This window comes from Streptomyces sp. NPDC001604 (assembly GCF_042893475.1).
Taxonomy (GTDB): Bacteria; Actinomycetota; Actinomycetes; order Streptomycetales; family Streptomycetaceae; genus Streptomyces.
Genome location: NZ_JBIAUY010000002.1, coordinates 463,438 through 486,141, shown reverse-complemented (window position 1 = coordinate 486,141; position 22,704 = coordinate 463,438). Strand labels below are relative to the sequence as shown.

Here is a 22,704-nt window from a genome sequence, read left to right as displayed (position 1 = left end):
GGCCGTGGCGGCCGCCGGCTCGGGCTGCGCCTCGGCTTCGCCTTCGGCGGGGTCGTTCCCACCCGCACCGCCCGTGCTGGTTTCGTCGTCGGCTGCGGGTGGCCCCTGCGGGGCTTGCTCGCCGTCGGCGGCCGCGGGCTCCGGCTCGGCTTCCGCCACCGGTGCCGCGGTCTCCTCCGGTGCCGCGGTGGGCTCCGGCTCCTCTGCCTCCGCGAGCGGCTCGGGCTCGGGCTCGGGGGTGATCTCCGCCACAGGTTCGGCCTCGGGCTCCGGCTCGGCTTCCGCCACCGGTGCCGCGGTCTCCTCCGGTGCCGCGGTGGGCTCCGGCTCCTCTGCCTCCGCGAGCGGCTCGGGCTCGGGCTCGGGGGTGATCTCCGCCACAGGTTCGGCCTCGGGCTCCGGCTCGGCTTCCGCCACCGGTGCCGCGGTCTCCTCCGGTGCCGCGGTGGGCTCCGGCTCCTCGGCCTCCGCGAGCGGCTCGGGCTCGGGGACGACCTCCGCCTCCGGCTCGGCGGTCTGCTCCGGCTCCTCGGGCTCCACCTCAGCGGTCAGGGCCGGCTCCGTGGGGGCCTCGGTGGCCGGTTCCGGGTGCTCCTCGGGCTCGGGCTGCGTCTCCGCCGTCGGCAGGGACGGCTCGTCGGCCGTCGGCTCCGTGGTCACCTGGTCCAGCGGCTCCGACGGCCTGGGAACCGTGACGTTGTCGAAGGCCGCCGAGACCAGTTCGTGCTCGTCCTGGTCCTCGGGCTTGTCCTCCGTGGACGCCGAGCGCGGTTCCGGGACCTGGGCGGACGGTGTCGGCTGCGGCTCGGGGGAGGGGGCCGGGACGGTCGGTTCCGGAGTGTGCGAAGGGGTGAGGTCCGCACCCTCTGCTTCGGAGGCACGCCCCTTGCGTGACCTGCCGAACGCGTTCCGCAGGAGAGTGAGAATGCCCATGTGCGCAACCCTTCGCGTGAGTTGATCCCGTCAATCCCTGGCCAGGACGGACACGTAAGGTTAGCGGCCCCAGATAGCGATCTTGGGCAGGGGCAAGGGACAGTACGGCCACTCGTGTCAACCAGGCCGCGCTCCTGTGCAGGGCGGCCGCACCCACCTGCCTTCCGCCCTCAGCGCGGTGACGCGATCGCCCGCGCCGCCGCCACCTCCTGGCGCAGTGGCTCCAGCACGCTGCCCGCCGGCCCGGTGAGGTCCGTACGGACCGGGTACAGGACCTCGGTGTCCCGCAGTCCCTCCGCCAACTCGTCCAGCTGCATGGCAACTTGGCGCACCTCGGTGGCGGACGGCGTGGCCGCCCCGTGCCGTACCCGCACGGCCGCGGCCGTCGTGGCGTCCACTATCCGCTCCACGGCGACGACCAGCGGCCACCAGGCGGCGGCCCGGCGGCCGGTCGGCGGTGGTTCGGTCAGGGCGCGCTGGAACTCCGTACGGATGACGGACAGATCGCGGTAGAGGCGGCGTCGCATACGGGCGCGGGCCGCCGGTTCGGTGCCGTCGCCGAAGGCGGACTCGACGTACTGGGCGGTGTCGGCGACCGCGTCCGCGAGCCGGTCGCCGACGCGGGTGTGCCAGCTCTCCGGCCACAGGAGGTAGCCGGCTACCAGTGCGATGCCGCAGCCGATGAGGGAGTCGACCAGGCGGGGCAGGAGGAGGGCGGTGCCCTGGTGGTTCAGGATGTCGGAGAGGAGGAGGATCACGGGGGTGATGGCTGCCGTCTGGTAGCCGTAGCCGCGGGGCGTCAACGCCGGGATCAGCGGGGCGAGGACCAGCATCGCCACCACGTCCCACCAGCCGCGCGGTACCGCCGCCAGTACCGCCGCCGCGATCACCAGGCCCGCGACCGTGCCGAGGGCCCGCAGCAGCGCCCGCGAGAAGACCGAGCCGAAGTCCGGCTTCAGCACGAAGGTGATGGTGAGGGCGACCCAGTAGGAGCGCGGCACCGGGACGATCGACACCAGCGCCTGTGCGATGCCGATGCAGAGCGCGAGGCGCAGTCCGTAGCGCCAGGAGTTGGCGGAGAGGGTGACGTTTCGGGCGGCGCGGGCCGCGCGGATCGACAGGGCCGCCGGGCGGCCGAGGCGGTCGTCGATGCCCCTCGGGTCCACATCGGGCGCGGTGACGACCTCGGCGGCGTGCCGCAGGGCGTGGTCGACGGCGCGGGCGGTCTCCGACGCCGGCGCGGGCAGCCGCAGTCCTATCGGTCCCGTGTAGCCGGTCTCCACGGCCTGCGCGAGGTGGCGTACGGCCTCCGGGACCTCCGGCGGGAGGGCGGTGCCGCTCAGCCGGACGGCCGGTGCGGCCTCCACGACCGGGGTGATGGCGTTCAACTGGGCGAGCAGGCGGGTGAGTTCGGGGCTGCGGCCGTGGTGGCGGGCGCGGCGGGCGAGGACGAGGTCGTACGACTGGTTCAGGGACTGGGTGACGGCGTGGCGTGCGGCGTCGTACTCCTGGGTGCCGCAGGCGGCCATCAGCCCGGCCACCGTGCGGTAGGTGTCCGCGACCGCCGCCCGCTCCGGCACCCCGGACCGCAGGGGCCAGGCGAGCAGCGCGAGAAGGAGGACGAGGAGGCCGCCGCCGGACATCAGCACGGGCGCGAGCCACCAGTCGCCCGGCATCGGAAGGCCCGCGCCGACCACGGAGTTGAGGAGCAGCAGCAGCCCCGACACGGAGGCGACCGCCCCGATCGTCGAGATCATCCCGGAGACCAGCGCGACACCGGTGACCGCGGCGACGGCGACCCAGCCGTGCCCGAACACCAGCGAGCCGAGGGTCACGCCGATCGCACCGAACAGCTGCGGGATCGCGATGTTGAGGATCCGCATGCGGTATGCGTCCGCGGTGTCGCCGATGACACCCGACAGGGCGCCCATGGAGGCCAGCGCACCGTAGGCGGGCCGGCCGGCCGCGAGGCCGATCGCCAGCGGAAGCGTCATCGCGATCGCCGCGCGGGCCACGGCAGCCCAGTTCACCGGAGCCTGCTGGGGCCGGAGGTTCCTTACCAGCCAGTCGGGAGGGGTGAGGCCGGCGGGGAACTCTCGGGACATGCGCCCATTATGAGCACCCCGGTCCGGCTCATCCGCGCTGGTGAAGCAGGAGTGCGTGGTCGATCGGGGCGTCGGACGGCGGGGCCGTGCGGGCGTGGTTCGCGGGCGGGAGTCGTCGGGCGGGCCGGTGCCGAGGGTGCGGCGACGGCGGGTTCGGGCACCGGGGGCCGGTTCAGCCGCGCTGGTGGAGCGTGACGTCCACGAGCAGGGCGCGGTGGTCGGTGTCGGGCAGGTTCAGGAAGTGGGCGCTGCTCGCCGAGAAGTCCCGGGAGACGAGGACGTGGTCGATCTGGGCGCCGAAGGGCGGAGCCGTGCGGGCGGGCCAGCTGGGTGTGCGGTCGTGGCCCGTGAGACGGGCGGCGTCGCGCAGGCCGGTGTCGAGGATGCGGCGGAAGGCGGCGTGGTCCTGGGAGGCGTTGAAGTCGCCGGCCAGGATCATGGGTGCACGGGTGGCGGCGGCAGCGTCCCGCAGCCGGCCGAGCTCCCGGCGCCAGAGGTCGACCTGGCCGGGCAGCGGCGGCATGGGGTGGGCCAGCTGGAGCCGTACGGCATGTCCGCGCACATCGGCGACGGCGCCGGGCATGCCCATGGTCCCGGTCACACCCGCCGTGGCCTTGAGCGGAAAGCGGCTGAGGATGATCGAGCCATGGCTGCCGCCGGCGGCCACGGCCTGCCGGTACGGGTAGTCGGTGCCGAAGTCCTGCGTCAGCCGGGCCTGGCAGGTGTACTCGCACTCCTCCACGAACACGAGGTCAGGCTTGTGGCGCCGGATCTCGGGGACGAGGGAGCCGGTGCCGCGCCCGAACTCGACGTTCGAGGTCAGCACCCGGAACTCGGCGACGGAGGCGCCGCCGGGCTCGTCCGTCTTCCCGTACGGCTCGACGAACCACGCCAGCAGACCGAGGACGAGGAGCGACCAGACCATGCCGAGGCGCCAGCGGCCCAGCAGGGCGAGGAGCAGGGCCAGCCCGGCGGGGGCGAGCAGCCAGGGCAGGAAGGCGAGGACCTGGGGGACCGGGGTGAAGCCGTCGCTGTCGGCGGCCCGGCAGCCGACGACCACGCTCACCGCGGCCAGCAGCAGCCCCGCGCACCAGGCCGCGAAACGCCGCCCGGCCCGCCGTACCGGCTCGCCCTCGCGCGCAGTGGTCCACTCGGCAGCCGCAGTGTCCAAGTCCGGGCCCTCCGCTCACGAGTGGGATGCCCGAATCATCCCCCGGCGGAGTCGATGCGCGCCAGGAAACTCTCCAGCGCCTCGTTGAACTCCTTCGGCCGCTCCAGGTTCGGCATGTGGGCCGTGCCCTCGATGACGTGGAGCGTCGAGTCGGGGAGCGCCGCGTGCATCGCCTCGGCGTCGGCGACCGGGGTGTAGGTGTCGTCGGCGCCCACGACCACCAGGGCCGGAACCGCGACGGTGGTGAGCAGTTCGCGGTAGTCGGGGCGGGCGGCGCGGGCCCGCAGGGCGGCCGCGGCGGACTCCGGGCGGGTGGCCGTCATCATGCGGTGGACATGCGCCTTGACCTCGGCGGCGGCGTACGGCGCGACCATCTTCTCCAGGACCTCGTCGGCGTACCCGCGCATGCCCTCCCGCAGCAGGCGGTCGGCCATGGCGTGCCGCACCGCGACGCCCTCCGGTGTCTCCGGCGCCGCGAAGGTGTCGGCGAGGACCAGGCCGCGGACGCGGGCGGGGAACTGCCGGTGGAAGTCCATGACGATCTGGCCGCCCATGGAGAGCCCGGCGAGCACGCACGACTCCACCCCGAGCTCGTCCAGCAGCGCCGCGAGGTCCTGCGCGAACTGCTCGAAGCGCGTGACCTCCGGAGCCGAAGGGGAGGAGCCGTAGCCGCGCAGGTCGGGGGCGATCACCCGGCGGGTGCCGGAGAACGCCTCCACCTGCGGGTTCCACATCGTGTGGTCGAAGGGGTGGCCGTGGACGAGGACCAGCGGGATCGGCATGGCCTCGACCCTAGAGCGGTCCAATTCCTCAGTGCAATAAGATCTTTGCCCTCGGTGCAATGCCGGGAACGGCAACAACAGGGGGACCAGTGGATGCGTACCGGCGCATAGCCGACCGCATAGCCGACGACATCGCCGCCGGACGGCTCCGGCCGGGCGAACGGCTGCCTCCGCAGCGGAAGTTCGCCCGCCGGCACGGCATCGCGGCCTCCACGGCGGAGCGGGCGTACGGCGAACTGGTGCGGCGGGGGCTGGTCGTCGGCGAGGTCGGCCGGGGCACCTTCGTCCGGGCCGCCCGGAGCGGACCCGCCGGGCGGGCGCTCACCGAACCGGCGACCGCGGCCCCGGTGAACATGGAGCTCAACTACCCCTCCGCACCCGGCCAGGCGGAGCTGCTCGCCCCCGTCCTCACGCCGATGCTGCGCCCCGACGTCCTCACGGAGGCCCTGCGCCCGGCCCCCGCGGCCGGGACCGCGCAGGCCCGCGAGGCGGTGGCGGCCCTGCTCGCCACCCGCGGCTGGCACCCGGCCCCCGACCGGCTGCTGTTCACCGGCAACGCCCGCCAGGCCATCGCCGCCGCCCTCGCCTCCCTCGTCCGGCCGGGCGGCCGGGTGGGGGTCGAGGAGCTGACGTATCCGCTGGTCAAGGAGATCGCGGGTCGGCTGGGCGTCCGGCTGGTCCCGCTGGCCACGGACGAGGGCGGGCTGCGTCCGGAGTCGGTCTCTGCCGCTCACCGGGCCGCTCCCCTGGCGGCGCTGTACGTCCAGCCGACCCTGCACAACCCGACGTCCGTGACGACGGGCGAGGCACGGCGGCGTGAACTCGCCGAGGTCGTCGCCGACCTGGACATCCCCGTCGTGGAAGACCGCATCTGGTCCTTCCTCGCCGACCCGGCCGAGGCCGCCGATCCGCTCGCCGCCTACGCCCCTCACCTCACCCATGTCGTCGACGGCCTCTCCAAGCGGGTCGCGCCCGGGCTCACGGCCGGCTTTCTCGTCGTACCCGCGCATCGGGTGGAGGCGGTGGCGGCGGCCGTGCGGTCCGGGGGGTGGAGTGCCGGGCGGTTCGCGCTGGAGGCGGCTGTGCGGTGGATCGGGGACGGGACCGTGGAGCGGCTGGTGGCGGCCAAGCGGGAGGATGCCGCGCGCAGGCAGCGGCTGGTGGCCGAGCATCTGGACGGTTTTCGGGTGCGGGGCGCTCCGCTGGGCTATTTCGCCTGGTGGGAGCTGCCTGCGGCGTGGCGGGCGGACACGTTTGCCGCGGCTGCGGCCGCGCACGGGGTGGCCGTCACGCCGGGGACTGCTTTTGTGGTCGACCCCAAACGGACCCCGGACGCTGTCCGGCTCGGTCTCGCTTCGGCTGCGTTGCCTGACCTGGAGCGGGCTCTGGCGGTGCTTGCCAGGGTGGCACTAGGGGCTCCGTTGTAGGTCCGGGGATTCGTCTGCGGGTTCGTTGTGGCTGGTCGCGCCCCGCGGCGGAGCCGCAGATCGACGCCGCCCCGCGCCCCTTTGGCGCGCGTTCGAACCGCGCGTGACTTCGCTGCGCCCCCGTAGATGCTTGAGGCGTCCCGTGAGCCAGGCCGCCAGCGCGACCGTCAGGCCCAGCGTGATCAGGAGCCAGCACGCCTCGCGGAGCGTTGCCGTCAGGGCGTCGTAGACGGCTGCCGCGGCCGGTTGCTGGGTTTCGTCGGGGAGGTCGGCGAGGGTGAAATGGCGGCCGATGGTGACGGCGAGGGCGAGCAGCGCGCCGCCGAGTGCCGTGCCGAGGGCGGTCGCGGTGACCGCGCGGCGGCGGCAGGCGGCGACGGCGATCCCGGTCACGGCGAAGACGACGGCCGCCACCGGCAGCCAGAAACCGGCGACTTCCAGCACGTGGAATCCCTTCCGGAGGCGGTCCAGTTCCTGGGCCGGGAGCACCGAGACCTCGGTGTGCTCGACCGGGATGCGATTCGCGAACGGGACGTGGTCCACGGCGAGTTGACGCTTGACCTGGGCGGTGATGGGGGCGAGGTCGACGGTGACGTCGCGGTCGCTCTCCTCGTGCAGGGCGCGCAGCACCGCGTCGTGGACCGCCCGGTTCCCGGCGTCCCAGGCCAGCCGGAAGGCCTCGGTACCGGTGAAGGAGTGCACCGCGTCGTGCACGAAGGGGCGCACGGTGCCCCGCAGCGGCCGTACGTCCCCCCGGTCGTCGACCTGCTCCATGATCCCGGCGCCGACGGTGTCCGCGACCGCGTCCCGCACGGCGGGGTCCCCGGCGAGCGGCGCCATCGTCGTGACGTAGCGGCTGGTGTCGGTCAGGTCGTACGCCGCCCAGGCCGCGAGCGTGCCGCACGGCGCGAGCAGACACGCCAGGGCGATCAGTGCCGCCGACAGGGCGTGCCGCAGGCGCTCAGGTCGCTTGGGGGCCACCTCTCCAGGCAACGGCCCGCGGGTGGGGTGCGCGAGCGGGGCGCCCCCATATGGGTTCCGTCCGGGTGCACCGCACCCCGGGCCCGGTCAGCGGATGCGGTTGCCGACGGCGTCCTCGCGCGTGTAGTAGCGGTAGAAGAACACCAGGAAGATGCCCGCCGTGACGACGACCCCCAGGGCCACCGACCGGTAGACCGACTCTCCGGTCTGGCTGTAGAGGAAGCCGACCGCGGCGCCCGCGAAGCCGGACTTCACCAGTGAGTGCAGTTCACGCTTGAGCAGCGGTGCGAACGTCGCGACGGCGATGCACAGCACGATGAACACGGCCGCCGTGACGAAGCCGAACAGGATGTTCCAGCCGGTGATCTCGCCGCCGCCGCGCCGGTTGGCCGCGGCCCAGAAGCCGTAGACGAGCCCGAGGACGACGGGGATCCCGTACCGGCCGACGGTGTGCACCCGCTCGTCGAAGAGGTCGGGTGTGCGAGTGGGCCGGGCCGCGCGGTTCAGCCTGACCTTGTCCATCATTCCGCCGGACGTGGGTGCCGCTTGAGCCATGAGAGCACTCCTCTCTCTCCTCGCCCCTGCCTACCAGAGCACACCTGGAGGAGGGCCTTGGCAAGTCGGTGCGCGGATCCACCGGCCGCCCTACGCCCGGTTTTCGGGCCTGACACCCACCTTTGCACCCGCAGCGGTTACGGTGCTGCCGTAAGTGATCGACGGGGGATGGGGAGGGAACGATGCCCGGAACCGTGCTGTTGCTCGCCGCATCCCCGGCGGGCAAGGGGTGCCTGGTGGACGCGGCGTCCGTGCTTCCCGTCCTCGCGGCCGTCCCGCCCGCCGTCCTGTCCGGCACGGACACCGCGAACGTCGTCGAGCTCGCCGACCCGCTGGAACCGCAGGCCGTGCTCACCCGGCTGCGGGCCGCCGCGGGGGCCCCGGGGCCGCTCACCGTCTTCGTCACCGGGCAGCTGCAACTCGACCGCCGTCAGCGGCTGCCGCACCTGGCGCTGGCCCGTACGACGCCCGCGACGGTCCGCTACACCGGGCTGCCGTGGCACTGGATCCGGGAGGAACTGCGGCTGCGGGCGGTCGGTTCCACCACGCTGTTCCTGGACCTGCATGCGGATGCCGAGGCCTGGGAGTGGCTACGGAGCGCTCCGCTCGACTGCGGGGCCAACAACGCCGTGTACGGCCGCGTGGCACCTCCGCCGTCGCGGCGGGCGGTGGCGGTACCCGCGTACATGAAGGCCGTGGCGACGATTCTGCGCAGTGGGCTGCGGCCTCCCGCGGAGCAGTTGCATCAGCAGGCGCTGGGCCGGGTGGGTGCGGAGGGGTGTGCGGACCTGGTGCTCGGGGTGGGCGCTGCTCCTGGGGGCTTCGCCCCCAGACCCCCCTATCGGCCTGAACGGCCTCGTCCTCAAACGCCGGACGGGCTGGATTTCGCTGACCAGCAGCAGCACCATGAGGCCGCCGATCCCCACTCCGCCATCTCCGCCGCCGTCCAGTCCGGTCGCCACTCCGACGCCGACGCCCTCGCCGCCCGTCACGAGCAGGCCGCCGTACTCGCGCACGGGCCCGGCTCCGAGGAGGCCTTGCACTGGGCCGAAGTGCGGGCGGATCTGGCGATGTTCGCCGGGGATCCGGTGCGCAGCTGCCGGACCTGGCTCGGGGTGGCCGCCGCGCGGCTGGCGGCGGGGCAGGCGGCGGACGCGCCCGCCGTGGAGGCAGCCGTGGACCGGGCGCACCACCAGTGGGGGCAGGTCCGGGACCCGGCCGCGGCGCGGGAACTCGGGGCGTCGCTCGCCGGGTTGCGCTCGCGGGTGCCGGGGCGCAGGCAGGGTGCGCTGGACCATGTGCAGCGGCAGCTTCGGCAGTTGCAGACCCAGGGCTGAGCAGGCCCTACCTCCCGGCGGTGGCGAACAGCTCCAGGTGGCCGCAGGTGGGGCAGCGGTACGCCTCTATCTGCCGCCGGGGCCGGCCCATCCGCTTGGCGCCCCCGAGGGGCCCGAATTCCAGGACGCCCTCGATCCAGCGCGCGTAACCGCTCGCACCCTGGCCCTCGTCCTCGATGAAGCCGTCCATCAGGCCGATGGTGCCGCAGTAGGTGCACTTGTAGTTGTTCACGCGGTGAGTGTAGGAGCGCGATCACCACATGAGACAGGCGAGCTATGTGAGATACGCGAGCGCGCCCGAAACGAGTGTCCGTACGCCCGGCGTGACCGTCGACAGGTCCGGTGCGAAGTGCGGGCTGTGGTTGCTCGGGACCGCCAGGAACCTCTCCATCAGGTCGGTGCCGGGCGCCGCGTCCCACACGTCGGCCGGGGTGGTCGTGACGAACCAGTAGGAGTACGGGATCGAGTCCTGCGCCAGGTGCGGGAAGTCCTCGCTGCCCATCACCGGGCCGAAGTCAAGGACCGTCCCGGCCCCGAGCACCTCCTCGTGCACGGCGGCGACCCGGCGGTCGGTGTCGGCGTCGTTCGTGGTCACCGGGAAGGTCGCGCCGACCATGACCTCCGGCTCCCGCGGGCAGCCGGCGGCCAGGGCCTCGCCCGCCGTGATGCGCCGGATCGCGGCGATCATCCGCTCGCGGACCTCGTCGGACTGGGTGCGCAGGTTCAGGGCGATGCGCGCCTCGGACGGGATGATGTTGTGCCGGGTGCCGCCCTCGATCCGGCCCACGGTCAGCACGGCGGACTCGCGGGCGGCGATCTCCCGGGAGACGACCGTCTGGAGACGGGTGACGAGGTAGGCGGCGGTGACGACGGGGTCGACGGTCGTCTCGGGGCGGGAGCCGTGCCCGCCGCGGCCGTGCAGCACGATGTCGATGTCCGTCGACGCCGACATGATCAGGCCGGGTGAGTGGGCGTAGAAGCCGACGGGGCCGGGCGCCGCGTGCTGGCCGAGCAGGACGTCCGGGCGCGGGAACCGCTCGTACAGGCCGTCCGCGATCATCCCCTGGGCGCCCTGGCCGGTCTCCTCGGCGGGCTGGCCCACCACCAGCAGGGTGCCGGACCAGGTGTCGCGCCCGGCGGCCAGCGCCGCGGCCGCGCCCGCCAGCCAGGTCACATGCAGGTCGTGGCCGCAGGCGTGCATCACGCCGGGAGTGACGGAGGCGTACGGCAGGCCCGTCTCCTCGTGCACCGGCAGCGCGTCCATGTCGGCGCGCAGCAGGACCGTCGGGCCCTCGCCGTTGCGCAGGACACCCGCGACCCCGGTGCCGCCGATGCCCTCGGCGGTCTCGTAACCCGCCTTGGTGAGCCGCTCGGCCAGCTTGGCGGCCGTGCGGTGCTCCTGGAGCGACAGCTCGGGGTGGCGGTGCAGGTCCCGGTAGAAGTCCTCCAGGTCGGAGACCGGGAGATCGGTGGTGAGGTCCAGCGCGGTGCGGGCGGCGGGAGACGGCATGGGGGCAGCGTAGGCGGCACCGGGCCACGGCGGGGCGGGGTGCCCGCATTGCGAGGGCCCGTGCACGCGGTGCGGCCGCCGACGCGCAGGGGGGAGTGTGCGTCGGCGGCCGCGTTGGGAGGGGGGTCCCGGTGAAGAGCCTGGCAGGCGGAGAGTTGATAGGCACCCCCGTTCATGGGGGTGATCAATCACGCGGGCCCGTCGTCTGCCGGTCGGCTGCCGGTCAGGCGTACGGGTCGAAGGGGATGCCGCTCGGCTTGGCCTTGTTCAGATGGTCGGCGAACTTGGAGTCCTGGAGCGGGAAGTTCGCGCTGCCCCAGTCGGAGGCGTTCAGCGTGTCGCGCAGGCCGGACGCCAGGCCGGACCAGCTGAGCAGGTTCTCCTGGTGCCAGGCGCCCGTGTCGTTCTCCGGCGTCTCGCCCCACTTGGCGAAGCGGAAGGCGTGGGTGGACGCGCCGTCCTTGTGGTAGACGGCCTCGACCCGCTGGCCGTCCATCGGGACGTCGGCGATCGGGTGGGTGCTGAAGCCGCCGTGCCGGGAGGCGGACAGATACGCCGGGGTGGACGCGCCGTCCTGGACCCAGACGACCATGCACTCCCAGTCGTGGCGGTGGCCGATGCCCGGGGAGGCCTCGTCCTTCTCGAAGTAGCTGGCGTAGATGATCCCGCACCAGCCGTTGTTGCACTTGGACCGCGAGTAGGTGTTGGCGTGGCCGAGGTGGCCGGAGCGGCACTCGCCGGTGATGGGTCCGGTCGGCTTCAGACCGCCGTTGAGGTTGCCGCTCGGGTCGATGGCGGCGGCCGGGTAGCAGCTGTCCGTGTCGTAGTCGTAGACCGGCTCGAAGTTCTTCTCGAACGAGGTCGCGTTCTCGGGCAGGTTCTGCAGCACACCGGCGAAGGCGCTGCCCGGCAGGGCGAGGGCGAGCACGGCGGCGCTGCCCGCGACGGCGGCGGCCCTGGCGAGGCGGCGGGGCCTGGCGCTGCTGACTGCTGAAGGCATGGGGGGCTCCAGTCGACGGTCCATTCGTCCCGGACATGACATCCGGGTGCGGGACGAAGACTGGTGCACGCCGAGCGTTCGATGGAAGGCCTTTCCATCAAACTCGAGGCGGCTTTTCCCCGAACTGAGTGCTGACCGCTAGCCCCGGTGGTGAACTTGCTGCACCTGGTCGGCCGGCCTGGTGTCGGCCGCCTTGGCCGGGCCCGCGTTGGCCGCCAGGACCAGGGTGGCCACTGCGACGAGGGCTGCGCCGAACCCTCGGGCGTAACGCTCGGAGATGTGTCGGAGCACGGCAACCTCTCAACAGCGTCTCAACAGTGTTGTATTAAACGCGCTTAAGACGCCGTTTAACGTAGGGGTCGACGGGGGCCAACGGCAAGAGGTTCAGGGGGAGTTGTCGTGTCGGACCGTGATGATCCGGTGACCATCGGTCGCAGAGTCCAGCAGTTGCGGTCCGAACGCGGGCTCACCCAACGTCAGTTGGCGGAGCCCTCCTACACCCCCGCCTACATCTCCACCCTGGAGGCCGGCCGGGTCCGCCCCTCCGCCGAGGCGCTCAGGCACATCGCCGAGCGCCTCGGGATCGCCTACGACGAGCTGGTCACCGGACGTCCGGCCCGCCTCGCCACCGACCTGCGCCTCGGCCTGACCGAGGCGCAGCGCACGCTCGCCGGTGGTGAGGCCGAGCAGGCGACCGAGCAGTACGCCGGGCTGCTCGCCGAGGCCGAGCGCCACGAACTCGTCGACGTCCAGGCGGTCGCCCTGCTCGGGCTCGGCGAATGCGCGCTGGACACCGGAGAGCTGGAGGCCGCCCGGCAGTACTTCGAGCGCTCCGAGCGCGCACTCGCCGACGTACCGCTGCCCGCCCGGGTGCCCGCCCTGCGCGGACGGGCCGTCTCCCACTACCTGGCCGGTGAACTCCGTTACGCCGTCTACCTGCTGGAGTCCGCCCTCGACGAGCTGAACCGCAGCGGACTGCACGACCCGGACGCGCTGCTCCTCCTCTACGCCAGCGTCATCGGCCCCTACATGGACATGGGCGCCCAGGCCCGCGCCGCCCAGGCCGCCGAGTTCGCGCTCGCCCTCGCCCCGCAGTGCGGGGACCCCGCGCTCGTCGCCCGTATGCACCGCTCGGTCGCCCGCACCCTGCTCGCCGAGGGCCGTATCGCCGAGGCCGACGCCTCCCTCGCCAAGGCCGCCGAGCTGTACCGCACCCTCCAGATCCGCACCGAGCTGGCCAACTGCCACTGGATGCGCGGCTACGTGTACGCCCAGAACGGCGAACTCGACCGCGCGGAGGGTGAGTTGAGGAAGGCGCTCGACATGCTCTCCGCGGGGCGCGCCGCCCTCTACAGCAGCCAGGTCGCCGTCGAGCTCGCCGACGTACTGCACCGGCGCGGCAAGTCCGACGAGGCCGCGGCCCTTCTGCAGGACGTGCTCAGCGATGCTCTCGGCCCCGAGCGCGGCGCCCTGCACTCCGCCGCAGCCCACCGGCTGCTCGGCATCATCGCCGAGGACGCCGCCGACACGGAGGCCGCCGAGGAGCACTATGTCCGGGCTCTGAGCATGCTGGAGCGGGCGGGCGCGGCCGGCGACCTGGCCGACCTGTGCCGGCTGCTCGGTGATCTGCTGCGCCGCACCGGCCGGGTGGAGGCGGCCCTGGACGCCTACCGCACCGGCCTCGGCCACCGCACGGCCCCCGGCACCACCACCCTCGGACCCGCACCCGCACAGCCTCCCCTGTGACCCCGGCCAGGGGCGCCTTGCCTCGTCGGCGGGCCGACGGCGTTTCGCACCCGGGGGCAGGGGTAGTCGGGCAGCGCCCCCAGATGCAGGCCCCGCTGCGATCGGAGGAGGCGATGGCCGTGGACGCAGTAAGGGCCGTCGACGTGATCGCCGAGGTGGTGCGCGATGCCCGGCCCGGCGAGACACCTGCCCGGTTGTGCGCGGCGGCGGTGAAGCTGCTGCCGGTCGTCGGCGCGAGCGTGTCGCTGCGCGGCAGCGGAATGCCCATCCGGCTCGCCGCGAGCAACTCCCTGGCCTCGTTTCTCGCGGAGGCCCAGACCACCCTCGGTGACGGGCCGTGGCTGTACGCCTACCGGGACGGCGCCCCCGTGCTCGCCTGCGACCTGACCGCCGGCCGGGACCTGCACCGCTGGCCGGTGTTCGCCCGGCAGGCGGCGGCCGTCGGTGTCCGGGCCGTGTACTCGATGCCACTGGGCAGCGACGACGGCCTGACCGTGGGCACGCTCGACCTCTACCGCGACACCCCGGGCGGCCTGACCGAGGACGAGCTGCGCCGTGCGCAGCTGGTGGCCGCCGTCATGACGCTGGCCCTCACCACCCTGCCGCGGGAGGAGAGCGGCAGCGGCGGCGAGGAGGCCTGGCTGGCCGGTCTGGCCGACGAACACGACGAGGTCTACCAGGCCATCGGCATGGTCATGGCGCAGCTCGGCGTCGACGCCGACGAGGCCTCGGCCCGGCTGCGTGCCCGCGCCTTCGCGCAGGGCCGCACCACCCTCGAGGTGGCGCACGACGTCATCGCGCACCGGGAGCGACTGGACGGCGACTGAGCGCCCGCGCGACGAGCGGACCCCGGATCCCGAGATCCCTATGATCACGGCATGGACATACTGGGTATCTCCCTGCTCACCCTGCTGGTGCTCTTCGGTATCGGCAGCATCGAGAACCGGATCTCCCGCGCGGACAGGCGAGCGGCCCGGATCGAGCACAAACTCGACCTGGTCCTCGGACACTTGGGACTCACCGAGCCCGAACCGTGGTCCCACGAGGTCAACGCGCTGCTGCGGGACGGCAAGAAGATCCAGGCGATCAAGGTGTACCGGGAGGCGACCGGGGCGGGCCTGAAGGAGGCCAAGGACGCCGTGGAGAAGCTCGCCTAGACCTCGGTCATCGGCCGGACCCCGGCTAGACGCGCAGCCGCGGCTGCTTCCTGACATCGGCCAGCCGCTGCGCACCCACCTGTACGAAGGCCTTCGTGGTGTCGGCGGACACGTCGCCCGTCCCGCCGTGGGACAGGGCGATCGTGTCCACGCCGACGCGGACCACGGCGACGTCGAGGGTGAGCAGGGTCTGTTCGCCGGTCGCCGTCGCACTCGTGACCGTGACCCGCAGCCCCTGTCGGTCGTCGCCGACCACGGGCAGCACGGCCTCGTCGACCCGGACGTTCTGGAGGGTGCCGCGCTCGGTCACCGCCGTGAACTTGGCGCAGGTCTTCGGCATCGTCCGCAGCCAGGCCAGCGTCCGGGACACGTCGGCGGGCTTCAGCGACAGCACCTGGTACCGCAGCTGCGTCTGGTCCATGGCGTCGTCGAGTCCGACCTCGGCCCGTGTCCCGGTGGCGTCCGCACCGAACAGGTCGTCCGTGTACAGCGCATCGAGGAGCGTGCGGCACTCGGGCACGTCGGCGTGGGCCTTGAGCACCCCGTCCCGCCAGGTCGCGGCCCCCTGTGTGGGCGCCCACGGCGCGCCCAGATCCGCCTGGGTCACCAGCGCGGCCTGAGCCTGCGCCTCGGTGAGGGGCGGGGGTGCGGCGGGGGCCGTGGGGGACGGCTTCGCACTGTGCACGGCGCTGTGCGAAGCGGTGGGCGCCTTCTCCTTCGCCCCCGGCTCCGGGCCCACGCCCACGATGAGACCGCACGCACTCACGCCCACCAGCGCCCCCGCGGACATCACGGCGGCGACGAGGACACGGGACGGGGTGCGGGTCATCGGACGCCTCCTGGCCACCTCAAGATCGGTTACCTCTCCAAGGGACCACCGCCCAGGACACCCCACCAGCGCGCCGGGCCGTCCGGGTTACGGCCCGCGCAAAAACCGTTCGCCCGGTCCCCGCCCCGCGTTACCGTCCTCCCATGCAGCGCGACCTGTCGTTCCTCACGACGACGCCGGAGAGTGTCCCGGCGCGCTGATCCATGGACTGGATGTCAAAAGCCCCGGGGCGAGCGCCCCGGGGCTTCGTCGTGGGTCGCTCGCCCTCCCCCATCGCGAGGAGAGAGACCATGTACGACCACCGTCGGCTCGGCCGTGAGCTGGAACTGTTCGACACCGATCCGCTGATGGGCGCGGGGCTGCCGTACTGGCTGCCCGACGGCGCGGTCGTGCGGCACACCCTGGAGGAGTACATCCGCGACCAGGAACGCGCGGCCGGCTACCGGCACGTGTACTCGCCCGTCCTCGGCAAGCGCGAGCTGTACGAGATCTCGGGGCACTGGAACCACTACAGCGACGACATGTTCCCGGCGATGAATCTGGGCGGTGAGGAAGTCGTCATGCGGCCGAGCCTCTGCCCCCATCACGCCCTCATCTACCGGTCCCGGTCGCACAGCTACCGCGAACTGCCCCTCCGTATCGCCGAGTTGGGCGGCATGTACCGGTCCGAGCTGTCCGGGGTGCTCGGCGGCCTGACCCGCGTACGGTCCATCCAGCTCAACGACGCCCATATCTTCTGCACCCTGGAGCAGGCGGTGGACGAGGCCCGCAAGGCGCTGGAGCTGATCGGCCGTGCCTACGCCGACCTCGGCATCCGCGCGGCCCGCCACCGGCTGTCCCTGCCGGGGGAGGGCGGCAAGTACGTCGCCGACCCGGAGCTGTGGAAACGGGCCACCGCCCTGCTGGAGGAGGTGCTGGCGGGCGCCGGGGTCGCGTACGAGGCGGCGGAGGGGGAGGCCGCCTTCTACGGGCCCAAGATCGACGTCCAGGTCGTCGACTCCGCCGGCCGCGAGGCCACCCTGTCCACCGTCCAGATCGACTTCCACCAGCCCGAACGCTTCGATCTGCACTACGTCGGCGCCGACGGCGCGAAGCACCGGCCGGTCATGGTCCACCGCAGCATCATCGGCAGCGTGGAGCGCGCGGTGGCGCAGATGATCGAGGAGCACGGCGGGGCCTTCCCGGCCTGGGTCGCACCCGTCCAGCTCGTGGTGCTGCCGGTGTCGGACGCCCAGGAGAACCAGGCGCACGACGTCGTGCGACGGGCCGTGGCACGCGGGCTGCGCGCGGAGGTGGCCGCTCCCGAGCAGGGCAGCCTCGGTGCCCGCGTCCGGGCCGCGCGCCTGGTGCCGTACCAGGCGGTGATCGGCGCACGGGAGGCCGAGGGCGACCTGGCGGCCCTACGGCTGCGGGACGGACGGCGTCCGGGTGCCGTACCGGTGGAACGGCTGCTGGAACGGATCGGGGCGTGCGTCGACACCCGCGGCGCCGAACTGTGGGCGGCTGCGTAAGGTCACTGCCGTAGCGACCTGCGTCGTCGAACGAGAGGAGCCCGGCCGTGACCGGTCAGCCCATCCCGGTGATCATCGACTGCGACACGGGTGTCGACGACGCCCTGGCCCTGCTGTTCGCCGTCCGCCACCCGGGGATCGACCTGCGCGCGGTCACCTGCGTCGCAGGGAACACGGACGTGGACGGCGTCGTCCGCAACACCCTCACCGTGCTGGAGCAGGCGGGCGCCCCCGACATCCCCGTGGGCCGCGGAGCCGAGCGCCCGCTGATCGAGCCGGCGCGCTCGGCACGGCATGTGCACGGCTCCGACGGCATGGGCGACCTCGGCCTGCCGGCGCCCGCCCGCACCCCCGCCGACGTGGACGCGATCACCCTGCTGCGCCGCGAGATCCTCGCCTCGCCGCGCCCGGTCACCCTCGTCCCCACCGCGCCCCTGACCAACATCGCCCTGCTGCTGCGCACCCACCCCGAAGTCACCCGCAACATCGAGCGGATCGTGTTCATGGGCGGCGCGGTGGCCACCGGGAACGCCACGGCGGTCGCCGAGTTCAACGTCTGGCACGACCCGGAGGCGGCCGCCGTCCTGCTCACCGCCGGGGTGCCCATCACGATGTACGGCCTGGACGTCTTCACGCAGGTCGTCGTCCCCGGCGCCGATGTGCACCGGCTGCGCGCGAGCACCGAGCCCGGCACCCGGCTGGCCGGTGAACTCCTGGCCCACCGTCCGGCGCACCAGGGAGAGGCCCCCGAGGCGGAGGAGGCGGGCGGCCTCGGCGACGCGGGTGCGGTCTGCACGGTCGTCGACCCCGCGGGCATCACCAGCCGTCTCCTCCCGGTCGAGGTCGCCCTCGCCCCGGGCCCGACCCGCGGCCAGACGATCGTCGACCGCCGCCCCCGCCCCGGAGAGTCGGAGATCCACGAGGGCGTCCGCGAACAGCCGCTGGTGGACGTGGCACTGGAGGTCGACGTCGAGCGCTTCGTGAAGCTGTACCTGGAGACGGTGGAGCGTTAGCGCTCCGCTGGGGGCGCGTGACCACGGGGGGCTTGCCCGCGTGCGGAGTGCCGCTGCGCCCACCCGTGCCGCCCCGAGCTGCATGATTGCCCGCGGCTGCGGCGGTGCACGAACGCCCCGGAGCGGGGGTCTCCGGGGCGTTCGTATCGGGAGTGGCTGTCGGGCCGTGCGGCTCGGGTGGATCAGGAGCGGGCCGTGCGGCGGCGCCTGGTCGCGACGACGATCGCTCCGCCGGCGGCCAGGAGTGCCGCGGCGCCACCGGCGATGAGGCCGGAGTTGCTGCCGCCGCCGGTCTCCGCGAGGCCACCGCCGCCGCTCGGGGTGGCCGCGGGGACGGTGGTCGACGCGGAGGCGACCGGGGTGTCGGTCGCGCTCGGCGTGGACTCGGAGGCGCTCGGGGTCGGGGTGGGGCTCTCCGCGGCCGGCGTCGAGGGCTGCCCGGACGCCGGGGTCGAGGCCGGCGGGCTGGACGGCGGCTGCGACTCGGTGCTCGTGCAGTCCTTCGTGCCGCCGTTCCAGGACGCGATCAGCTTGTCCTTGATGACCGGGTGGTCGGGGCCCTTGGGCAGATCGCCGTGGACGAAGCCGTCCTTCGCATCGAGCTTGCCGTCGAACTTCACGGCGCCCCGGTAGAGGTCGATCTGCGCGAAGCAGCCCGCGTCCGGCACCGCGATGTCGAGGGAGTCGGTCTGGCCCTGCTTGACCGTCACCGAGTCGAAGTCGACGAAGACCTGCTCGCCGGAGGTGGCGAAGGACGGGCCGTGCGCGAGGTAGGAGGCCAGGGAGGCCGTGCAGGTCGTGGCGTCGCCCGCGGTGCGGACCTTGATGTGGACCTTGCCGTCGTCGGTGGGCTTCAGGGTCTGGTCGTCGACCTTGACCGAGTCGAAGAAGCCGGTGCCGTCCAGCGAGAACTGGCAGCGGTCCGTCTCGGTCTTGGTGCCGGCACCGGTGCCGGGCCGGTAGCCGTCGGCATGCTTCCAGCCGTCACCGCCGGGCGTGCCGGTGGCCCAGGCGCCCGAGGCCGCGGCTACGGTGGCGGCGCACAGGGCGAGCGAGGCGGCGCCCGTTCCCAGCAGGCGTCGGGCGGTGACACGTCTGGCCATGGACATGCAGATCCCCATCTTGGCGTGTGCAGTCCCCGGCGCGGCGGCGCAGGGCAGCACGCCGCGCCCGGCCGCCCCGGGGGTGAATGGTCTGAGGAACACCGGGCCCACTGGTCACATGCGCCCCGGTGCGATCACATCGTGGATCTCTTGGCGGAACGCTGTCAACCTGCGGTAACCGGTGGGTAGTTCAATCGTCTATTACAATTTCGCCACAGTCGGAACGGGCGGCTCCAGTTCCGTGGAGCCGCCCGGTTCTCACCTCACGGTCGGGCTCGGGGCCGCGTTCTGGCCGGTCGAGGACTCACCCGGCAGGACCGGCGGCTGGGTGGTGCTGTCCACCGGCGGGGTGAGGACGACCTCCGGCTGACCCGCGACCGGGGGCGGCGGGGTCAGGTCACTGGCGGGCAGCTTCGGCGGGGTCGTCTCCTGGAAGAGGACCTGGTCGAAGTTGACCAGACCGGTCTGCTCCATGACCGTGATGTGGTCGAGGACGGTGGCGTTGGCCTGGTTGGCCAGCACGCGCACCACCGTGTTCTTGGTCGTCGAGCGGATCTTCGCGATCGCGTTGAAGATCGAACCGTGGGTCACGCGCAGGATGTTGGCGAAGTCCGTGTCGAACTGCTTGCCCTGGTCCGCGGCGAGCGTGTTGACGAAGCCGACCTGCTGGGGACTGGCCACGTTGGGGATCGTGATGTTCAGCATCGTGCTGATCTTGCGGCAGCTGGCGTCCAGCGCGGCGTGCCCGTCGATGAGGTGCTTGCTCGCGGTGATCACCGCCTGGCTCTGCCCCTTCTTCAGGCCCATCTGGCCGACGGGGTACTCCCACAGCCCGGCCGCACGCACCTTGACCACGAAGTCCCGGTCGGCCTCCGTCAGCGGCCCCCACTGGGTCTGAGCGATGACTCTCGAACCGTCGCTCGACACCGTGTTGACTCCGAGCATCGCGGGATAGGCGAGCGCGGCCAGGGTCAGACTGAGGGCCCCGCCCACGAAGAGAGTTCCCGTCGCATTCCGCGAAAAGCGCACCGTGCCTCCTGCCCGGTCGGCGGTTCCCGCCGGTGGACGGCGGGGGTCGGACGGAGAGGAGTACGGATGGGGTTCGGCCGCGGAACCTTTTGGTTTGGTAAAAACCGGCGGGTGTGAGGCAGGTAACGGCCCGCGGGCCCCGGCCGGTTGACGGAATGTTGACCATTTCACGGGAGAGACGAGACGAACTCCAGACCTAGATTCGCCCCATGCCCCCACAGCCCCGGAAAGCCCCGACGGCCCTTCCCGTCCTCCCCTACCGCAAGCCCACCAAGGGCCGCGACTACTGGGTCATCGACGACGTCCTGCCCGACGTGGACGCCGTACGGGAACGCTGTCTCGCCAAGGACGACTGGGTCAAGGGATACCCGTACACCTCGGAGACCTGGCCGGGCCTGCGCACCATGCCGGGCCTGGAGCCCGCCGAACTCGCCCGCGTGGAACGCCTGGTGAAGAAGGCGACCGGTGCGAAGGAACTGTGGGTGCAGGAGGCCCCCGGCGGCGGCACCCTCAACCACAACTGCATCCAGGTCGTCGGCGAGGGCGAGAGCGAGCCCCGCCCGCACACCGACTCCCGTGCGCTGTGCCGCTACGCGGCGGTGCTGTACCTCAACCCCGGCGTCCCCAAGGACTGCGGGACCGCCTTCTACCGGCAGTCCCTGCCCGGCGGCCGGCTCGGCGGCAACGTCGTGCAGGCCCCGCACAACAACCTCGTCGAGGCACTCGGAACGCGGTTCGTCCCGGGGGACCACTTCGAGGAGGACGTGCGGGTCCCGCACAAGTACAACCGCCTGCTGCTCTACAACGCCAACCTGGTGCACAGCGCCACGGGCTACTCCGGCAGCACGCTGGAGGAGAAGCGCATGACGGCCGTGTTCTTCTGGATGGCGTGAGCCTCCGGGACGTCAGAGGCGTCCCAGGCCGCCGCCTCCGAAGGAGCCGCTGGAGCCGGGCAGCCAGCGCCGGCGGTGCTGGTCCTTCCCTGTCCTCGTTCCGGATGGGTGGAGTTCGTAGGGCATGAGCCGTTCCTTGCCCTCGGCGTGCGGCACCTCGTCGGGTTCCCGCACCTCGCGCGTCTCCCGGACGGGGCCGCCGTCGGGGAGGCGGGGCTGCTCGTCCGGGTCGGGCCGCGGCAGTTCGCGGTCCCGGACCTTCATGCCGAACTGCACGGCCCAGATCAGTGCGCCGGCGATGATCAGGCCACCGACAAAGGCGGCGATCACGTTGAGTACCTCACTCGACGTGGCCGCAACAACAAACGTCGCAGTACTCATACCCTCATTATCGCCGAAACGGAGCGATTGCGGAGTGTTCGGTATTTTCGCAGGTAAAGGGCGCTTCGAGGGCTGGGCATAAGGTGCGGGCGGTGCGCGTGGTCGACTACGACCCCGACTGGCCCCGCAAGGCATCCACCGCTGCGGACGCCCTCCGCACGGCGGCCCCCGGCCTGTTCGTCGCGCTGGAACACATCGGCTCCACGGCCGTCCCCGGCCTCGCGGCCAAGCCCGTCATCGATCTCATGGCGGCCGTACCGGCCCTCGCCGACGTCGGCCCCCACGAGCCGGCGCTCGCCGCGCTCGGCTTACTCCCCCACGACAACGGAATGGCCGACCGGCTCCTGTACGTCCGCGCCGAGGCCGGCGTCCGCAGCCACATCCTGCACGTGGTGACGCGGGACAGCTGGCCCACCCGCAACCAGCGCATCCTGCGGGACTACCTGCGCGCCCACCCCGAGGAGGCGGCCCGGTACGCCGCGCTCAAGCGGGCCCTCGCGGCGGCCGGCACCCCGGCCCGGGACTACTCGCGTGCGAAGACGGCGCTCGTGCAGGAGCTGACCGACCGGGCCCGCGCGGAACGCGGACTGCCGTCGGAGCCGGTCTGGGAAAAGGGCCCGAAGTGAGGTAGGTCTCCCGCAGGTTACGGATCGCTCAAGCCCTGGTGTCCGTGCGGTGAGCGCCGCACCATGGGCGCATGACACCGGCGCAGAGAGCCATGGACCAGCTGGCCGCGTGGCCCGACCTCAGCCCGTGCGAGGCCGGCTGCGGCACGGGCCGGGCGCTGCGCTCCGCGCGGGACGAGATCGTGCACTTCCACTCCGAGCGGGACGTGGACCTGCACCTCACCACCCGCGCGATCCAGCGGCTCCACTACGACTTCGCGGAGTCGACAGCCATCCGCCTGGTACCGGGCTCCCGCTGGGTCACCGTCCATCTCGACTGCGAGACGGACGTCGACCTGCTGCTCAGCCTGGTCAGCGTCGCCCTCAAGGCCCACTCCGCCCACCCGGGGCACCAGGCGCCGGCCCTGTGCAACTTCCACCGTGTGACGGTGCTGGCCCGCGACGAGTCCGATGGCGACGACGAAGCCGACGAGGTCGGATAAAGCCGAGAGCAGGTCCCTGCACCGGACGTCCGCACACCGGAAACCCCCTCCACAACTGTCACAGGCATGTCATACGCTGCTCACGGCAGCCGCGCCCCGCGCGTCACCGCCGTAGAGCGGTCATGTCCGGGTG

Annotated in this window: 23 protein-coding genes and 1 pseudogene; 10 read left to right on the top strand and 14 right to left on the bottom strand. The window is 72.7% G+C overall.

Annotated features, from left to right (window positions below; genetic code table 11):
* The 4 genes and pseudogenes from ACFY1E_RS07455 to ACFY1E_RS07440 all read right to left on the bottom strand — a co-directional run.
* A pseudogene (locus ACFY1E_RS07455) lies at positions 1-933 on the bottom strand (Toxic cation resistance protein); the annotation flags it as partial.
* Positions 934-1,103: 170 nt separating this feature from the next.
* Positions 1,104-3,038, bottom strand: coding sequence for an FUSC family protein (locus tag ACFY1E_RS07450; RefSeq protein WP_389072572.1), 1,935 nt, complete (start codon positions 3,036-3,038; stop codon positions 1,104-1,106).
* A 172-nt stretch (positions 3,039-3,210) separates the two neighbouring features.
* Positions 3,211-4,209 (bottom strand): endonuclease/exonuclease/phosphatase family protein, encoded by a 999-nt coding sequence (locus tag ACFY1E_RS07445; protein ID WP_389072570.1) that lies wholly within the window; start codon positions 4,207-4,209, stop codon positions 3,211-3,213.
* 35 nt (positions 4,210-4,244) lie between these two features.
* Positions 4,245-4,991 carry an alpha/beta fold hydrolase gene (locus ACFY1E_RS07440; RefSeq protein WP_389072567.1) on the bottom strand — a complete coding sequence of 249 codons (747 nt, stop codon included), beginning with the start codon at positions 4,989-4,991 and terminating at the stop codon, positions 4,245-4,247.
* Between the two features lie 89 nt (positions 4,992-5,080).
* On the opposite strand from ACFY1E_RS07440, the gene ACFY1E_RS07435 reads away from it, so the two are divergent.
* The gene (locus ACFY1E_RS07435; protein ID WP_389072565.1) at positions 5,081-6,418 is read left to right on the top strand and encodes a PLP-dependent aminotransferase family protein; all 1,338 of its coding nucleotides are present in this window, start codon (positions 5,081-5,083) and stop codon (positions 6,416-6,418) included.
* Here ACFY1E_RS07435 and ACFY1E_RS07430 read toward each other — a convergent pair.
* Positions 6,401-7,399 (bottom strand): hypothetical protein, encoded by a 999-nt coding sequence (locus tag ACFY1E_RS07430; protein WP_389072562.1) that lies wholly within the window; start codon positions 7,397-7,399, stop codon positions 6,401-6,403. The genes ACFY1E_RS07435 and ACFY1E_RS07430 overlap by 18 nt on opposite strands.
* 87 nt (positions 7,400-7,486) lie before the next feature.
* A complete protein-coding gene (locus ACFY1E_RS07425; protein WP_389072560.1) occupies positions 7,487-7,954 on the bottom strand; it encodes a hypothetical protein in 468 nt (155 codons plus the stop codon).
* A 182-nt stretch (positions 7,955-8,136) separates the two neighbouring features.
* On the opposite strand from ACFY1E_RS07425, the gene ACFY1E_RS07420 reads away from it, so the two are divergent.
* Entirely contained in the window at positions 8,137-9,291 is a 1,155-nt protein-coding gene (locus tag ACFY1E_RS07420) for a hypothetical protein (RefSeq protein WP_389072557.1), read from the top strand.
* A 7-nt stretch (positions 9,292-9,298) separates the two neighbouring features.
* Here ACFY1E_RS07420 and ACFY1E_RS07415 read toward each other — a convergent pair whose 3' ends face one another.
* The 4 genes from ACFY1E_RS07415 to ACFY1E_RS07400 form a co-directional block, all read right to left on the bottom strand.
* Complete coding sequence (locus tag ACFY1E_RS07415; RefSeq protein ID WP_389072555.1) at positions 9,299-9,523, bottom strand: hypothetical protein; 225 nt, start codon at positions 9,521-9,523, stop codon at positions 9,299-9,301.
* A gap of 42 nt (positions 9,524-9,565) precedes the next feature.
* Positions 9,566-10,801, bottom strand: coding sequence for an amidohydrolase (locus ACFY1E_RS07410; RefSeq protein ID WP_389072553.1), 1,236 nt, complete (start codon positions 10,799-10,801; stop codon positions 9,566-9,568).
* 223 nt (positions 10,802-11,024) lie between these two features.
* Entirely contained in the window at positions 11,025-11,801 is a 777-nt protein-coding gene (locus ACFY1E_RS07405; protein WP_389072550.1) for an NPP1 family protein, read from the bottom strand.
* A gap of 138 nt (positions 11,802-11,939) precedes the next feature.
* Positions 11,940-12,092, bottom strand: coding sequence for a hypothetical protein (locus ACFY1E_RS07400; protein WP_389072548.1), 153 nt, complete (start codon positions 12,090-12,092; stop codon positions 11,940-11,942).
* A gap of 108 nt (positions 12,093-12,200) precedes the next feature.
* Here ACFY1E_RS07400 and ACFY1E_RS07395 point away from each other — a divergent pair, with 108 nt between their 5' ends.
* The 3 genes from ACFY1E_RS07395 to ACFY1E_RS07385 all read left to right on the top strand — a co-directional run bounded on the left by ACFY1E_RS07395 (position 12,201) and on the right by ACFY1E_RS07385 (position 14,704).
* On the top strand, positions 12,201-13,547 hold the full coding sequence (locus ACFY1E_RS07395) for a helix-turn-helix domain-containing protein (protein WP_389072545.1): 1,347 nt from the start codon (positions 12,201-12,203) through the stop codon (positions 13,545-13,547).
* 119 nt (positions 13,548-13,666) lie between these two features.
* Complete coding sequence (locus ACFY1E_RS07390; protein WP_389072542.1) at positions 13,667-14,374, top strand: GAF and ANTAR domain-containing protein; 708 nt, start codon at positions 13,667-13,669, stop codon at positions 14,372-14,374.
* A 51-nt stretch (positions 14,375-14,425) separates the two neighbouring features.
* Complete coding sequence (locus ACFY1E_RS07385; protein WP_389072540.1) at positions 14,426-14,704, top strand: ribosomal protein L7/L12; 279 nt, start codon at positions 14,426-14,428, stop codon at positions 14,702-14,704.
* Between the two features lie 25 nt (positions 14,705-14,729).
* On the opposite strand, the gene ACFY1E_RS07380 is transcribed toward ACFY1E_RS07385, so the two are convergent.
* Entirely contained in the window at positions 14,730-15,533 is an 804-nt protein-coding gene (locus tag ACFY1E_RS07380; protein WP_389072537.1) for a hypothetical protein, read from the bottom strand.
* A gap of 290 nt (positions 15,534-15,823) precedes the next feature.
* Here ACFY1E_RS07380 and thrS point away from each other — a divergent pair, with 290 nt between their 5' ends.
* Complete coding sequence (thrS, locus tag ACFY1E_RS07375; RefSeq protein WP_389072535.1) at positions 15,824-17,044, top strand: threonine--tRNA ligase; 1,221 nt, start codon at positions 15,824-15,826, stop codon at positions 17,042-17,044.
* Between the two features lie 47 nt (positions 17,045-17,091).
* Positions 17,092-18,057, top strand: coding sequence for a nucleoside hydrolase (locus tag ACFY1E_RS07370; protein WP_389072532.1), 966 nt, complete (start codon positions 17,092-17,094; stop codon positions 18,055-18,057).
* A gap of 182 nt (positions 18,058-18,239) precedes the next feature.
* Here ACFY1E_RS07370 and ACFY1E_RS07365 read toward each other — a convergent pair whose 3' ends face one another.
* Positions 18,240-19,166, bottom strand: a complete 927-nt coding sequence (locus ACFY1E_RS07365) for an LAETG motif-containing sortase-dependent surface protein (RefSeq protein WP_389072530.1) — start codon at positions 19,164-19,166, stop codon at positions 18,240-18,242.
* 252 nt (positions 19,167-19,418) lie between these two features.
* On the bottom strand, positions 19,419-20,153 hold the full coding sequence (locus ACFY1E_RS07360) for a DUF4142 domain-containing protein (protein ID WP_389073353.1): 735 nt from the start codon (positions 20,151-20,153) through the stop codon (positions 19,419-19,421).
* A 245-nt stretch (positions 20,154-20,398) separates the two neighbouring features.
* Between ACFY1E_RS07360 and ACFY1E_RS07355 the strand changes: the two genes are divergently transcribed.
* Positions 20,399-21,082 carry a DUF6445 family protein gene (locus tag ACFY1E_RS07355; RefSeq protein ID WP_365833887.1) on the top strand — a complete coding sequence of 228 codons (684 nt, stop codon included), beginning with the start codon at positions 20,399-20,401 and terminating at the stop codon, positions 21,080-21,082.
* Positions 21,083-21,094: 12 nt separating this feature from the next.
* Here the strand turns inward: ACFY1E_RS07355 and ACFY1E_RS07350 are convergent, their stop codons facing one another.
* Positions 21,095-21,463, bottom strand: a complete 369-nt coding sequence (locus ACFY1E_RS07350) for a DUF6479 family protein (RefSeq protein WP_389072527.1) — start codon at positions 21,461-21,463, stop codon at positions 21,095-21,097.
* A gap of 92 nt (positions 21,464-21,555) precedes the next feature.
* On the opposite strand from ACFY1E_RS07350, the gene ACFY1E_RS07345 reads away from it, so the two are divergent.
* Positions 21,556-22,089 carry a GrpB family protein gene (locus tag ACFY1E_RS07345; protein WP_389072525.1) on the top strand — a complete coding sequence of 178 codons (534 nt, stop codon included), beginning with the start codon at positions 21,556-21,558 and terminating at the stop codon, positions 22,087-22,089.
* Between the two features lie 71 nt (positions 22,090-22,160).
* Positions 22,161-22,571 carry a luciferase family protein gene (locus ACFY1E_RS07340; RefSeq protein ID WP_389072523.1) on the top strand — a complete coding sequence of 137 codons (411 nt, stop codon included), beginning with the start codon at positions 22,161-22,163 and terminating at the stop codon, positions 22,569-22,571.
* Positions 22,572-22,704 lie beyond the last annotated feature (133 nt).

Excerpts from the sequence above, each read along its gene's own strand:
- ACFY1E_RS07450 (WP_389072572.1), bottom strand. The coding sequence starts at position 3,038 with ATGTCCCGAGAGTTCCCCGCCGGCCTCACCCCTCCCGACTGGCTGGTA.
- ACFY1E_RS07440 (WP_389072567.1), bottom strand. The coding sequence starts at position 4,991 with ATGCCGATCCCGCTGGTCCTCGTCCACGGCCACCCCTTCGACCACACG.
- ACFY1E_RS07425 (WP_389072560.1), bottom strand. The coding sequence starts at position 7,954 with ATGGCTCAAGCGGCACCCACGTCCGGCGGAATGATGGACAAGGTCAGG.
- ACFY1E_RS07420 (WP_389072557.1), top strand. The coding sequence starts at position 8,137 with ATGCCCGGAACCGTGCTGTTGCTCGCCGCATCCCCGGCGGGCAAGGGG.
- ACFY1E_RS07410 (WP_389072553.1), bottom strand. The coding sequence starts at position 10,801 with ATGCCGTCTCCCGCCGCCCGCACCGCGCTGGACCTCACCACCGATCTC.
- ACFY1E_RS07405 (WP_389072550.1), bottom strand. The coding sequence starts at position 11,801 with ATGCCTTCAGCAGTCAGCAGCGCCAGGCCCCGCCGCCTCGCCAGGGCC.
- ACFY1E_RS07385 (WP_389072540.1), top strand. The coding sequence starts at position 14,426 with ATGGACATACTGGGTATCTCCCTGCTCACCCTGCTGGTGCTCTTCGGT.
- ACFY1E_RS07380 (WP_389072537.1), bottom strand. The coding sequence starts at position 15,533 with ATGACCCGCACCCCGTCCCGTGTCCTCGTCGCCGCCGTGATGTCCGCG.
- thrS (WP_389072535.1), top strand. The coding sequence starts at position 15,824 with ATGTACGACCACCGTCGGCTCGGCCGTGAGCTGGAACTGTTCGACACC.
- ACFY1E_RS07365 (WP_389072530.1), bottom strand. The coding sequence starts at position 19,166 with ATGTCCATGGCCAGACGTGTCACCGCCCGACGCCTGCTGGGAACGGGC.
- ACFY1E_RS07355 (WP_365833887.1), top strand. The coding sequence starts at position 20,399 with ATGCCCCCACAGCCCCGGAAAGCCCCGACGGCCCTTCCCGTCCTCCCC.
- ACFY1E_RS07350 (WP_389072527.1), bottom strand. The coding sequence starts at position 21,463 with ATGAGTACTGCGACGTTTGTTGTTGCGGCCACGTCGAGTGAGGTACTC.
- ACFY1E_RS07340 (WP_389072523.1), top strand. The coding sequence starts at position 22,161 with ATGACACCGGCGCAGAGAGCCATGGACCAGCTGGCCGCGTGGCCCGAC.